Annotated in this window: 13 protein-coding genes; 9 read left to right on the forward strand and 4 right to left on the reverse strand. The window is 29.9% G+C overall.

All coding sequences use genetic code 11. The features are described 5' to 3' along the window. Window positions 1-109 precede the first annotated feature (109 nt). A complete protein-coding gene (locus ACI5KZ_RS01510) occupies window positions 110-1,129 on the reverse strand; it encodes a hypothetical protein (protein WP_406846673.1) in 1,020 nt (339 codons plus the stop codon). 162 nt (window positions 1,130-1,291) lie between these two features. Between ACI5KZ_RS01510 and typA the strand changes: the two genes are divergently transcribed. From typA to ACI5KZ_RS01525, 3 genes are all read left to right on the forward strand, one after another. Next, the gene (typA, locus tag ACI5KZ_RS01515; protein ID WP_109307759.1) at window positions 1,292-3,091 is read left to right on the forward strand and encodes a translational GTPase TypA; all 1,800 of its coding nucleotides are present in this window, start codon (window positions 1,292-1,294) and stop codon (window positions 3,089-3,091) included. Window positions 3,092-3,173: 82 nt separating this feature from the next. Next, window positions 3,174-3,728, forward strand: coding sequence for a methyltransferase domain-containing protein (locus ACI5KZ_RS01520; protein WP_406846674.1), 555 nt, complete (start codon window positions 3,174-3,176; stop codon window positions 3,726-3,728). A gap of 23 nt (window positions 3,729-3,751) precedes the next feature. Further along, window positions 3,752-3,997 (forward strand): uroporphyrinogen decarboxylase, encoded by a 246-nt coding sequence (locus ACI5KZ_RS01525; RefSeq protein ID WP_406846675.1) that lies wholly within the window; start codon window positions 3,752-3,754, stop codon window positions 3,995-3,997. Here the strand turns inward: ACI5KZ_RS01525 and ACI5KZ_RS01530 are convergent. Both ACI5KZ_RS01530 and ACI5KZ_RS01535 read right to left on the reverse strand, forming a co-directional pair. Then, window positions 3,994-5,151, reverse strand: a complete 1,158-nt coding sequence (locus ACI5KZ_RS01530) for a glycosyltransferase family 2 protein (RefSeq protein WP_406846676.1) — start codon at window positions 5,149-5,151, stop codon at window positions 3,994-3,996. The two genes, ACI5KZ_RS01525 and ACI5KZ_RS01530, sit on opposite strands and share 4 nt — an antisense overlap. Then, window positions 5,135-6,412, reverse strand: a complete 1,278-nt coding sequence (locus ACI5KZ_RS01535) for a hypothetical protein (RefSeq protein WP_109307763.1) — start codon at window positions 6,410-6,412, stop codon at window positions 5,135-5,137. The genes ACI5KZ_RS01530 and ACI5KZ_RS01535 overlap by 17 nt, the downstream gene beginning before the upstream one ends. Before the next feature lie 191 nt (window positions 6,413-6,603). Between ACI5KZ_RS01535 and ACI5KZ_RS01540 the strand changes: the two genes are divergently transcribed. Genes ACI5KZ_RS01540 through ACI5KZ_RS01565 form a run of 6 tightly spaced genes read left to right on the forward strand, consistent with a single transcriptional unit; the run spans window position 6,604 to window position 13,103 of the window. Beyond that, window positions 6,604-6,813, forward strand: coding sequence for a hypothetical protein (locus tag ACI5KZ_RS01540; protein ID WP_109307764.1), 210 nt, complete (start codon window positions 6,604-6,606; stop codon window positions 6,811-6,813). After that, the gene (locus tag ACI5KZ_RS01545) at window positions 6,803-8,188 is read left to right on the forward strand and encodes a class I SAM-dependent methyltransferase (RefSeq protein WP_406846677.1); all 1,386 of its coding nucleotides are present in this window, start codon (window positions 6,803-6,805) and stop codon (window positions 8,186-8,188) included. The genes ACI5KZ_RS01540 and ACI5KZ_RS01545 overlap by 11 nt, the downstream gene beginning before the upstream one ends. Next, window positions 8,181-9,677: a hypothetical protein gene (locus ACI5KZ_RS01550; RefSeq protein WP_406846678.1), complete on the forward strand. Its 1,497-nt coding sequence runs from the start codon at window positions 8,181-8,183 to the stop codon at window positions 9,675-9,677. The genes ACI5KZ_RS01545 and ACI5KZ_RS01550 overlap by 8 nt, the downstream gene beginning before the upstream one ends. Before the next feature lie 31 nt (window positions 9,678-9,708). Continuing rightward, window positions 9,709-10,689, forward strand: coding sequence for a GNAT family N-acetyltransferase (locus ACI5KZ_RS01555; protein WP_109307767.1), 981 nt, complete (start codon window positions 9,709-9,711; stop codon window positions 10,687-10,689). Further along, window positions 10,686-11,786, forward strand: a complete 1,101-nt coding sequence (locus ACI5KZ_RS01560; protein ID WP_109307768.1) for a DegT/DnrJ/EryC1/StrS aminotransferase family protein — start codon at window positions 10,686-10,688, stop codon at window positions 11,784-11,786. Before ACI5KZ_RS01555 ends, ACI5KZ_RS01560 begins: the two co-directional genes overlap by 4 nt. After that, entirely contained in the window at window positions 11,787-13,103 is a 1,317-nt protein-coding gene (locus ACI5KZ_RS01565) for an O-antigen translocase (protein WP_109307769.1), read from the forward strand. Here the strand turns inward: ACI5KZ_RS01565 and ACI5KZ_RS01570 are convergent. Continuing rightward, the gene (locus ACI5KZ_RS01570) at window positions 13,093-14,244 is read right to left on the reverse strand and encodes a glycosyltransferase (RefSeq protein WP_165815766.1); all 1,152 of its coding nucleotides are present in this window, start codon (window positions 14,242-14,244) and stop codon (window positions 13,093-13,095) included. The genes ACI5KZ_RS01565 and ACI5KZ_RS01570 overlap by 11 nt on opposite strands. Between the last annotated feature and the right edge of the window lie 4 nt (window positions 14,245-14,248).

A 14,248-nucleotide genomic window follows, 5' to 3' on the forward strand; every position in this document is an offset into this window, starting at 1 on the left:
TATTAATCAATTATTAAACGAAAGATACTGACAGAAATTATATTTTAATGCAACTATAACATTTACTTAACATAGTTTTTAAAATGATAATAGTGTTTCATTAAGGATATTAATTTTTCATTATTGTAAACTCCGTGATATCACAATCGTTACAATACCAAACTTGAATAAAGTATATGTAGTTAATATTATCAATTATATTGGCGTTTGTTTGAGCTACACTTGTTTGTGTAAACTCAGTATGCGTGCCAGTAGGCGTGTCGGAGCCATCAATTCTGTAGATTGGTAATAAAGAATTTTCGTTGTATGTGTATTTATTGGCTCTATACAATCCAGCAAAAGTAGTATTGTGAACGCCAGTACTGCCAGTTGTATTATTGTCCTTTAATAATGCCTTGATGCCTGAAAGAATGGTGCCATCTGGAAATTGAATACCTTTTCGTAATCGAGTGTAATCTGTAAATGTTTTAACAGTAGACAATTCAAACCTATTGAATGTTATTGTTTGAGGAATAGTTTCTGTAATGACTTTACCAGTTGCATCTACTTTAAGTGCCCCATTATTATTACCTGCATATTGAGGTAGATATACCTCTCCATCTTTTATTTCTAAAACACTACCAGTTATTCCAGTTTCAGTGATTCTTAGTTTGTCTCCTGAAGAACTATAATTTAAATCAAATTTCGTACTAGTTCCATCTTTGAGAATAAGTCTGTTTGCTGAAGATGCTGTGCCTGAAAAATTAGCATAATCAGAATGTAATGCATAAGGTACTGACATGAATTCTGTGGTTCCCATATCAAGAAAACCCGAACCAGTATCTACCTGAACATTTAGATAGTGCTCAAATCTTTCCCATTGAATATCACTAAAAACATCACTTGTAGTTCCTTGACCTATATTTAATATTACGAGTCCGTTAGCGTCTGTATTAGTGGTATGTGTTTCGCTATATACTAAGTTTTGACTTGTAGATGCAAGGATGTTAAACTGAACATCAACACTTGTATTAGCCAAGACATTTCCAAGATTGTCTTTTATTATTGCCTTATAATTTATTCCGTCGGTTTGCGTAAATACATTCGTTAAAGTGAATAGAGTTATTAGAAGTAGAAATTTAAATTTCATGTTTAAAATTTTTTAATTGTTTTGTAAATTTAGTATAATTTTTTAATTATCAGCATTTTATAAAAAACAAAGAGTCTCAATTAGATATGAAATCTTGTCGATTATCATATACAACCTATTAAAATAAAACGTAACTTTGCACGCTCAAAATAAAGCACCTATATGGCTAATATTAAAAACATTGCAATTATTGCACACGTCGATCATGGTAAAACAACCTTGGTAGATAAAATTATGTATCACTGTCAACTATTTAGAGAAAACCAAAATACTGGTGATTTAATTCTAGATAACAACGATTTAGAACGTGAAAGAGGTATTACAATTACTTCTAAAAACGTATCTGTAGTTTATAAAGACACAAAAATAAATATTATTGATACTCCTGGTCACGCCGATTTTGGTGGAGAAGTAGAGCGTGTATTAAATATGGCTGATGGTGTATTGCTATTGGTTGATGCTTTTGAAGGTCCTATGCCTCAAACGCGTTTTGTATTACAAAAAGCAATTGATTTAGGTTTAAAACCATGTGTGGTTATAAATAAAGTGGATAAAGAAAACTGTACACCTGATGAAGTACATGAAAAAGTTTTCGATTTAATGTTTGAATTAGGTGCTGAAGAATGGCAACTAGATTTTCCAACGGTTTATGGTTCTGCAAAGAACAACTGGATGAGTGATGATTGGAAAGATGAAACAGAAAATATTGAACCATTATTAGATATGGTTATTGAACATATTCCTGCTCCTAAAATTCCTGAAGGAAATACGCAAATGTTAATTACATCTTTAGACTTTTCGTCTTTTACAGGTCGTATTGCCATTGGACGTTTAACTCGTGGAGCTTTAAAAGTAGGACAAAACATTTCTTTAGTAAAAAGAGATGGTAAAATTGTAAAAAATAAAATTAAAGAACTTCATATTTTTGAAGGGGTAGGTCGTTTAAAGGTTGATGAAGTTCAAACTGGTGATATTTGTGCGATTGTTGGACTAGAAGGATTTGAAATTGGAGATACAGTTGCCGATTTTGAAAACCCAGAAGGGCTTAAGACCATTGCAATTGACGAACCAACAATGAGTATGTTGTTTACAATTAACGATTCGCCTTTCTTTGGAAAAGATGGAAAGTTTGTAACATCTAGACATATCAAAGATCGTTTAACAAAAGAACTAGAGAAAAATCTAGCTTTACGTGTTAATGAAACTGATAGTGCTGATAAATTTATTGTTTTTGGACGTGGTGTTTTACACTTGTCGGTTTTAATTGAAACCATGCGTCGTGAAGGTTACGAGCTTCAAATAGGTCAACCACAAGTAATCATTAAAGAAATTGATGGTGTAAAATGTGAGCCAGTGGAAGAAATGACAATTGATTTACCTGAAACGGTTTCTGGTAAAGCCATCGAAATGGTAACAATGCGTAAAGGTGAAATGTTAAGCATGGAAGCTAAAGGAGATAGAATGGTGTGTCAATTTATGGTGCCTTCTAGAGGGATTATAGGTTTACGTAACCAGTTATTAACAGCTACTGCAGGTGAGGCTATTATGGCTCATAGGTTTAAAGAATACCAACCTTTAAAAGGTGGTATCCCAGAGCGTCAAAATGGTTCTTTAGTATCTATGGAAAAAGGACAAGCTATTCCTTATTCTATCGATAAATTACAAGATAGAGGGAAGTTTTTTGTAGATCCAGGTGAAGATATTTACGAAGGTCAGGTTATTGGTGAAAACTCTCGTGGAGACGATATGGCAGTAAACGTAACCAAAACAAAAAAATTGAGTAACGTACGTAGTTCTGGAGCAGATGATAAAGCAAAAATTGTACCTGCTATTAAGTTCTCTTTAGAAGAAGCTTTAGAATATATTCAAAAAGATGAGTATGTTGAGGTTACTCCAAATTTCTTGCGTTTGCGTAAAATATACTTAACTGAAGTGGAGCGTAAAAGAAATAAAAGTATTTAATTATTGTAATTAAACGAATATTTTAAAAGAGGAATCCTATTTTTGGATTCCTCTTTTTTAATTTTAAAACAATGTAATAATTATGAAATTTTTAGATAGGTTTTTAAGAGATTGGCGTATTCAAAAGTGTATGCCATTTGTTAGAACCAACGATAAAGTTTTAGATATAGGTTGTTTTGATGGTCATCTTTTTGAAAAATTAAAATTTAAGTCAATTCAAAATAGTATCGGATTAGATCCATTATTAACAGAAATAGTAGAAAAGGATAACTATACTTTAATTCCTGGTGTGTTTCCAGACAATCTACCAGCAAATAAGAAATTTAATTGCATCATCATGCTTGCAGTTATTGAACATATCCCTAGAGAAACCCAAAAGCAGATTAGCGAAGATTTTTATAAAGTGTTAGAAAAAGAAGGCAGAGTAATTATTACAGTACCTTCTCCATTTGTAGACCACATATTATGGATTCTAGCAAAACTGCGTTTAATCGATGGTATGTCGTTAGATGAGCATTATGGATTTAAAATTGAAGAACTACCTCAATTATTTGAGTCTCATAAATACAAACTAGTAAAACAAAAAAAATTTCAACTGGGATTGAATAATTTATTTGTTTTTGAAAAATTAAGCTAATTTTTAAATATCAATATTAGATTATGGAATTATTCGGAATTACAGTAACAGAGTATGTTGGTTATTTTGCATCTTTAATGGTGCTTTTATCATTTACAATGAAGGATGTTAAAAAACTGCGTTTAGTAAATATAACAGGATGTATATTGTTTATAATTTATGGATATTTAATGCCAACTTTCAGAATAGGATTACCAATTATAATAGCAAATGCAGCCATTGCAATTGTAAATAGTTACTATCTTTTTAAAATGAAAAAAACGGCTTAAGTTTTATTTTTCAATCCTAAAATGCTAAAAAACAAACTAAAGAATATAATTTGCATCCCTAAAAGTAATGTAAATACGGCAGGGATTACAATTCTTAATGTTTCTGAAGGGTTTAGTTCTCCAAAATTTGAATGCTTCCATATGTTGAGTCCAAAATAGCTTAATATAATGCCAAGAATAAGAAACAATATCCCAACTATTAAACCAGTTTCTAAGTTTAAAAATTTAAACAATTTATTGTAACGATTGCTTTTTGGGAGTAAATTGTTTTCTACAGCATAAATTTTAGTAAGTGCATAAAACACTATAAATTGGAAACCAATAAGCACCAAACTAGATGTGTAAAGTAACGTATGAATATCTAATTGAATCGAATTAATAACAACTGGTTGACTAATAATTATTATTGAAGTAATAAACCCTAGTAATATTAAAAAAACACCAGGTATTAAAAATAACCATTGCGGACTATATAATAATAAAAATCTTAAATGCCTCCAGCCATCTCTCCAGGTATTTAAATGAGGATCCCTCGTTCTACCATCTGGTTTTAAGGTTGTTGGAACCTCGGTTATAGTTAAGCCATTGAGTTTAGATTTTACAATCATTTCGGATGCAAACTCCATTCCAGTGGTTTTTAAATCCATCTTATAATATGCTTCTCTACTAAACCCTCTTAATCCACAATGAAAATCACCAATATCTATTTTGTAAAACAAACGCCCTAAAAAGGACAATACAGGATTTCCTAAATATTTGTGTAAAAATGGCATAGCACCTTTAGCAACACCACCTTTAAAACGATTTCCCATCACCAAATCATTTCCAGCTCTAAGTTCTTTTAAAAAAGGGGAAAGTGCTTCAAAATTATAGCTATCATCAGCATCCGCCATAATAATATATGTTCCAGATGTAGCTTCAATACCTCCTCTTAATGCACTGCCATAGCCTTTTTCTTTTACAGGAATAACTTTAGCATTCAAGTTTTTTGCAATGTCTTGTGAGCCGTCTGTACTGCCATTGTCAGCAATTATAATTTCACCCTCAACGTTATTGGTCTCTAAAAAACGTGTTGCTTTTGTAATACATATGGCTAAAGTTTCTGCTTCGTTTAAGCATGGCATAACGATAGATAATTCAAGCTTTTTTTCCATGCTTTATTAATTTAAATATGAGAACAATTATTATGAAAAATAAGAAATAATTATAAAATAGATATCTTATAATAGAGTGACTTGCAAAAGCAACAATCATGGCATTAGATAGTATTAAAGAAGCTAAAAAGAATAGATATACATACAATTTATTATCTGAGAGGATGCTTTTTATACAACTAAAAAAGAAAACAAAAACGATAAAAAACAACAAGAATTCCGATTTAAAACTATGAGTTAAATTGCTGTAATAAAGCTTTATCCAGTTTTTAAAATTGTTCTTTACAAGTATGGGATATATGTTTTTGCTAGTTTTTTCTATTGCAATTCTAGCATCTACAATGTTGTAACCCTTGTCTAAATAGTATTGAGTACCTCTATCATGCAAGGTGTAATTACATAATTTTGAGACGTTATTATGAAAATGTTTATAATCTTCCTTTGGGGTTGCTCTATTTTTACTAGATAATAACCAATTGTTTTCAGTTAAAAACGCATGACAATCTTTAAAAATTTCTTTATCGTCATCGGTTACGATAAATTGAATGTCTGAAGCTTTACTAACATATAATGCAGCACCTGAAGCACTAATAAAGGAAAAAGGTGTTGAAACAAATTTGCCATCTTTTAATATATGATAGCTTTTATCCATTACTGTTGTAATAAAAGGAATAAGTAATAGCAATACGAATTTTTTTAAATGTATGATTTTAAAAACTGAAGCCTTGTTTTTTAAAATATACATGACTGCCACTATAATGGGAAGGATGATAAATTGCCCTCGCGTTAGTGTTAATAGGACATAACTTATAAGAAGAAGTATAAATGACTTTCTATGATTTCTATTTAAGAAATCAAGTGCAAATGTTAAAAAAAACAAGTAAAACGGATAACTTAATCCTTCAGAACAAATATTATTTGCAATATATAATGGCCCAAAAAAAGGGAATAATAAGATAATTACAATTAAGACCTTTGAAAGATAATTTAGTTGAAAGACTTCGGTGAATTTTTTAGCTGTAAAATGCACAGCCACTAGCCCAAGCAATAATTGAATTCCAACAGTAACCAAATCGAAATAATCTTGAAATACAAATTTTAAGAAATTTGTAAAAATAGGATAAACAGGATATCTATAAATTGCTGCATTTAAATAGCTGGCTGTGTCAGGAGTATAGATAGCATCTTGAAAAATTAGAAATATGAAACTAAAGAAGTACATTCCATAAACAACAATGTCCTTAAGTTTAATGTCTTTCAATTTTAATTGGATTTATTTTTCACAAAATAAATGAATAATTATTAATATTAGGTATTTATTAAAACTTCTTAAAAAATAGCTGGTTAGTAAACATTTGTGTTTTAATTTCATTTAAGGCTTGACTATTAGAAACCTATTATTTTTTACTTATAAAAAGAAATTAAGTTTACTATATTTACAAAAATTTCAATATGACCTTTCTTTATTTCGATCCAGCAATGGGAGCCATGATTGTTCAAGCTATTGTAGCTGCAATAGCAGGCGTTTTGTTGTTTTCTAAAAATTTACTTTTAAAAGTAAAGGTGTTTTTAGGAATAGTAAAGCCCAAAGAAGAAGACTTATTTGACGATATAGATATAGAGAAGTCTGAAATAGAAAAGAAAGATTCTAGTGACTCATAAAAAAGCACATCCAGCTTCGTTTAGAGATCCTTCTGGTTTTATGTTTGTTGAAGAAGGTGTGTTCAAGCGACAAATAAATCCAATTTATTTTAAACAGTATTTAGCTCTTAAAGATTCAGGGTTTTTTGACAAACTATTTCAAAAAGAAGTGTTAATTCCACATGAAGAATTAACTTATTCTTCAGAACAAATAATAATTCAGCCAGAACAAATTCCGTTTATTACTTACCCATACGAGTGGTGTTTTAATCAATATAAAGAAACGGCTTTGTTAACGCTTAAGCTTCAAAAGTTTAGTTTGGAACATGGTTTTTCTTTAAAAGATGCTTCTGCTTTTAATGTAACTTTTCATCATGGGAAAGCAATTTTTATAGATACATTATCTTTCGATTTCTATATTGAAAATTCACCATGGAGAGCTTATAAACAATTTGTGTCTCATTTTTTAGGGCCCTTACTTATGGCTCATTATCATGGTGCACAATCTTTAAAACTGATGAGCAATTATATGGATGGTATTCCGTTAAATATGATTGCTTCCATGATGCCATTTAAATCGAAATTAAATCCATTTTTATATTCAAATATTCATTTGTTAGCTAAGTTTGAGGGTAAATATAATGAGGATTATAAAGGCGAATCTAAAATCAAGTCATTATCCAAAAAAGCACAATTAAATATCATACAAAGTTTGTATGATATTATTAAAAAGCTATCATTAAAAGAACATTCTGAATGGGGAGACTATTACAATAAAACAAATTATTCTGATGCAGCATTTAATTTAAAATCGGATATTATTAATGCATGGATCTCTAAATTAAATACCAAAACGGTTATAGATATTGGGGGTAACGATGGCACTTTTGTTAGAAGAATCACGTCTGATATTGAACATGCATTGGTATGCGATATTGATAATAACGCTGTCGATTTTAACTATAAAACTATAAAAAAAAATAAGGAACATTTTATGTTGCCTTTTGTATTAGATGTTTTAAACCCAACAGCATCCATTGGGTTTAATAATGTAGAACGAGATTCGTTTATTGAGAGAATTGTAAAATATCAACCAGATGTTACTTTGGCTTTGGCTGTAATACATCATATGTCTTTGTCTGGAAATATATCCTTTGAGATGTCTGCACAATTTTTTGCTAAATTTTCTAAACATCTTATTATTGAGTTTCCTAAAAGAGAGGACTCTTGGGTACAAAGACTCTTAAATAATAAAGCCGATTTTAAAGATTATTTTGGGTTTTATAATATCGATAATTTTGAAAAAGCTTATCTAAATTATTTTGAAATTATTGAAAAACAATCCATTGAAAACTCAGAAAGAGTCATGTATTTATTAAAAACAAGACATGATTAAAACCATTAATAAGATGCGGTCTGGTATTATGTCATTTATTAGTAATGATAAAGAATATCCAATAATAGCAGCTGTTTCAGCTGGATTGTATCCGCTTTTATATTACTATAACTCCAATTTCACTTTAGTGAACTCTTGGAGCCAATTCTTGTTTTTTGTTATTACTTATTTACTTATACCAAGTGGCGTTTTTCTGGGAGTTTTTCTGTTTTTTAAACGAGTTACACCACTGCAAAAATTTAAGAAATTTGCGCTTCCAGTGTTAAATTTCATGACTTTTGTGTTTTTAATTATTATTAGCACATATGGCTTTAGTTGGAAGGTTATAGCAGTTTCATTAATAATTGCTATTGCTTTAGCCATTCTGCTACAAAAACATTTCAAAAAAGTTGTTGTTTTTCAGCTATTAATGACTTTAATTGTTGCAACTAAATTAGTGCCAGATGTTTATAGACATCTTACTTACTCATCCAAATGGATGGAAATAAGCGATGATATTGAAAATGTAAATTTTAAAAAGAAGCCAAATATTTATGTTATTCAACCAGATGGTTACACTAGTTTTTCAGAATTAAAAAAGAAAACATACAATTTCGATAATTCAAATTTTCAGCAATTTTTAACTGCAAGCGGGTTTAAGTTATACAACGATTTTAGAAGTAATTATACCACAACATTAAGCTCTAATAGCTCTATGTTTGCTATGAAACATCACTATTATAATAACAATAAGAGTAAGCCTAATGAGTTGTATAATACGCGAAAAATTATCATTGGAGATAATCCTGTAGTATCCATTTTTAAAAACAATCAGTATAAAACATTTTTAATGCTTGATGTTTCTTATTTGTTGGTAAATAGATCTCCAATTTTATATGATTATAGCAACATAGATTATAGCGAAATTCCTTATTTAGACAGAGGTTTTAGTATTAAAAAAGACCCTTTAATAGATTTGGAGCGCATTATTGAAAGTAATTTAGAAACCAATAACTTTTTCTTTATAGAAAAAATGCTTCCCATGCATATAACAAACGATTACAGTGATTCTAAGGGAATAGAAGGCGAACGAAATATCTATTTAGAACAACTTAAACAAGCCAATGATTGGTTAACGAATGTCGTTCAGATAATTTCTAAGAAAGATCCGGGAGGTATTATAATAATTGCTGCAGATCATGGTGGGTTTGTTGGCATGGAGTCTACACAAGAAAGTAACCTGAAACAAGTTGATGATGCGTTGGTTACATCGGTATTTTCAACAATCTTAGCTATTAAATGGCCAGAAAATATAGCACCATATTTTGATAATAAGTTAAAAACAAATGTCAATCTGTTTAGGATCTTGTTTTCTTACTTAAGTGATGATACAAGTTATTTAAAAACTTTAGAAGTTGATAAAAGTTATACTCTAATAAAAGAGGGAGCTCCTGTTGGAATCTACGAAGTTATAAACGAAAATGGTGATGTTGTTTTTAATCAGCATTAAAATTAGTATTTTCAGCACGAATTAAATACAAATGAAGGTTTTCTCAGTTAAAAAATATGGTCCAGAATATAAATCACAATGGAATGATTTTCTAAAACATTCTAAAAACGGGACATTTTTATGTCATCGTGATTTTATGGAATATCATCAGGATCGATTTGAAGATGCCTCGTTTTTAATTTTTCAAGATGAAAAATTGGTTGCTATTTTTCCAGCCAATAGGAAGAATGAGCTAATTTATTCGCATCAAGGTCTTACTTATGGAGGATTAATTGTTGGAAAAGAAGCGTCGTTTAAAATGGTTTTAAACACCTTTAAAAGCTTGCTAGAAACTTGTGAGTCTTTTGGGATGCATGAAATGATTATCAAACCAACGCCGAGAATCTATCATACACATCCAAGCGATGAAATGGATTATCTGCTTTTTAAACTTCAAGCCGAATTAATTAGAAGAGATTTAACCTTAGCAATTAATACAGCTCAACCAATAGACATTAGCGCATCTAATAGAAAAAGAGGGTTGAAAAAAGCACAAAAAAATAACCTGCTTGTTAAAGAAGAATCTGATTTTAATTTGTTTTGGAACCAAATACTAATTCCAAACTTAAAAGCACAACATGGTGTTGAACCTGTTCATACTTTAGAAGATATTACAAAATTACAATCAAATTTCCCAAATAATATTAGACAATTTAACGTTTATAAAGACAATACCATTGTGGCTGGAACAACCGTTTTTGAAACAGAGACAGTGGCACATGCACAATATATTTCGGCTAATAATAACAAACAAGAATTAGGTAGTTTAGATATACTGTTCCATGAATTAATACATGAAGTTTATAAAGATAAAGCCTTTTTCGATTTTGGTATTAGTAACGAAAATCAAGGCAAACAAATAAATTCAGGGTTGCAATCTTGGAAAGAATCGTTTGGAGCTAGAAGTATATCGCATGATTTTTATAGTGTTTTTACTAAAAATCATAGCTTTTTAAACGATGTTTTAATATGATAAAGTTTCTAGACTTATATAATATCAACAAAAGATTTGAACCTGAATTTCAAAAGAAATTTCAACAGTTTTTAGATTCAAGTCATTATATCTTAGGGAAAGAAGTTACTACTTTCGAAACAGATTTTGCGTCATATTGTGGAACCAATTACTGTGTCGGGACTAGTAATGGGTTAGACGCTTTAACGTTAATTTTTAAAGCATATATCCTTTTAGGAAAACTGCAAGAAGGCGATCATGTATTAATACCAGCAAACACCTTTTTTGCAAGTGTGTTGTCTGTTTTAAATTCTAGATTGGTTCCTGTCTTTATTGAACCAGAGATTGAAACGTTTAATATCTCAATCCAAGAAATAGAAAAAAAGTATACGTCTCAAGTTAAAGCTATAATGCCAGTACATTTATATGGGCAATTAGCTAATATGGAAACTATCAATGCCTTTGCAAAAAAATATGAGTTATTAGTAATTGAAGATGCTGCTCAAGCCCATGGAGCCGAAAACAATTCTGGTATTAAAGCAGGTAACTTAAGTCATGCAGCTGCTTTTAGTTTTTATCCAAGTAAAAACTTAGGTGCTTTAGGTGATGGAGGAGCAGTAACCACAAACGATGCTGTTTTAGCAGAAACCATTAATAAATTACATAATTATGGTTCTGAAAAAAAATACGAACATAGCCTGATTGGTTGTAATAACCGCTTAGACGAAATTCAAGCCATGTTTTTAAACATTAAACTAAAACAGTTAAATGCAGATAATTTAATAAGACAAGAAATAGCCAAAAGATATTTATCTGAAATTAAAAACGATAACATTGTATTGCCTTTTTATAATAACACTAAAGACCATGTGTTTCATGTTTTTGTAGTTAGGGTAGAAGATAGAAATAATTTTGTGTCTTATTTAAAAAAGCATCATATTGAGACTTTAATTCATTATCCAATACCACCTCATAAACAAGAAGCTTTATTGTATTTTAATAATTTAAGCTTACCTATTACCGAAAAAATTCATGAAACTGTAGTTAGTATTCCTATAAGTCCGATATTAACAGACCTTGAAGTAAATCATGTAATAAAAATATTAAATGCTTATTAATTGAAAAGATTAATTAAATACATAAACAATAACGTTTTAGTTAAAGTGGCTTCTTTAAATTCTGCGTCTCTAGTTACCAAAATTGTTGGTGGTCTTTTAACATCCAATGCTATTGCACATTTTATAGGAGCAGAAGGATTAGCCCTAATTGGAAATTTACGAAATTTTGTTGGCTCTTTACAGTCTATTGCTACGCTTGGTTTATATAATGGCGTTGTTAAATACATTGCAGAATTTAAAAACAATACCGTTGAGTTAAGCAAAACTATTTCTACATCTTTTTACTTGGGTTTTATTTCAACTGTTTTAGTGTCCTTTGGTTGTTATTTTAATGCAGAAAGCATCAACAATCTAATTTTTCCTTTATATAACGATTATGCTTACGTGATTAGAATTTTTGCTATAGCATTACCATTTTACACATTGAATTTGTTCACTTTTTCAATATTGAATGGCTTTTCAAAGTTTAAAATTCTTATTATCATTAATATTATTGGTCAGATTTTAGGCGTAGGTGTTACATTAATATTAATCTATAAGAATAGAATTGATGGCGCTTTAATCTCGGTAGTAATTTCAGAATCATTAATATTTTTAATAACCATTGTTGGTATTGTTAATCAACGAAGCTTAATTCCATTAATAAAAGTTGGTAGTTTTAGTATAGAAAAAGTTAAAAAGCTTAGTTCCTTTTCAATTATGGCATTGTTTTCTGCTATAGTTTTGCCATTAGTCGCTATTGCTATTAGGTCTTATATTATAGATAATGTAGGCTTTAAAGAAGCTGGTTTTTGGGAAGCTATGAACCGGATTTCTAAGTATTATTTAATGTTTGTTAGTTCTTTATTAACCCTATATATTTTGCCTAGATTATCTGAAATAGATAATGCTAAAGATTTTAGAAATGAAGTGTTTAATTTCTATAAAACCATCATTCCAATCTTTGGAACTGGACTAATAATTATATACTTTTTAAGAACCTATATTATTACCATTGTTTTTTCTAGTGAGTTTAATCCAGTGGAAGACTTATTTCTATGGCAGCTTTTAGGCGACTTTGTTAAAGTGCTTTCCATTGTAATTGCTTATCAATTTTTAGCTAAAAAAATGTTTTGGCATTATATTATTACTGAAGCTTTTTCGGTGATTATAATGTATGCAACCAGTGTGTATTTTATTGATATTTATGGCGTAAAAGGCGCAACCATAGCACATTTTGTGTCTTATGTGATGTATTATGGTGTGATATTGTTAATTTTTAGTTCTTCGCTTTTTGGAGTGATTCCTGAAAAAGACGATTTAGATGCTATCGATTAGAATGTTTTTTCCAAAGGTGTAAATACTTTGTAGCTGTTTGTATGTAGTGATGTTCTTTTTCGATAAATGCTCGAGCATTTTTTGAAATCTCTATGAGTTTATTTGGGTTTTCTATCAACCGTTCTAAATTTTCAACTATTTGAGACACGTTTGGTAAGGCATTGATGGCAACTGTATTTTCTTCTAGTTGATAATAATCTAACCATGCTTTTTCGGCTCCTGTAAAAACCACTTTCCCTTTTGCCATAGCCTCCAAGGCATTATAACCTTGGTCAAAACTATACACTTGGTCTAAGACAACATGTGCCTGATTATATACATTTATATACTCTTTGTAAGGTAAATTGTATGTGGTGTGAATGGCTACCTTGTCTGGATATTTTTTCTGAATAATCTCTAGAGCTTCGTCAAAAAAATCATTCCCTTTTTTAATTTTGGACAAGGTATTTATCCCATGAAAAATATGGATTTTATCTTTAATCTGTAAAGGCTCAAACAGAATTTTGTCTGTATTTATTGGGTTTGGAATCATGCCTAAATAGGCCTCGTTATTTCGTAAAGGAATATGATAATCGATGTCTGATGCAATGACTCCACAACTATGTTTGTAAATAAAACTGTGAAGCTTTTTATAGGCTGGAGTCACATATTTTAAACAATAATGAAATTGCTTTTTTAATGATTTATTATTTAAATAAGGCGATAAAACAGAATAGGCCTCTTTTTCTTTGAGATAATGATTAATTGTCACATAATCGTCGCCACAAGACAGTAAAAACAAATGTTTATTTTGTTTTATTAATGTCTTTAATAAAGGCGTTTGTATTGTTGGGTGAATGGAAAGAGCATCTTCGTTTATTAATTGAACCACATCAAAATTATGAAGCTTTTTTAAAGCTTTTTTAAACTTGTATGCCACTTCAAAATCTGCAATGTCAAAATTGGTTACTTTATGAATGACTTTTCTAAAGAACAACAAAACGGGTTGATTAGATATTTTAATAGATAGGTCTATATCTGCAGGGAACTGCTTAAATAAGTCTCCGTTTCCAACCAAAACAACGTCGTGACCTAGTTCTTGTAAACCTTCCTTTAGCGAATTATGTAATCGACTAAATTCTCCAATTAAAAGTATTTGCATGCTT

Source organism: Xanthomarina sp. GH4-25, from assembly GCF_045363175.1.
In the GTDB taxonomy this organism is placed as follows: Bacteria; Bacteroidota; Bacteroidia; order Flavobacteriales; family Flavobacteriaceae; genus Xanthomarina.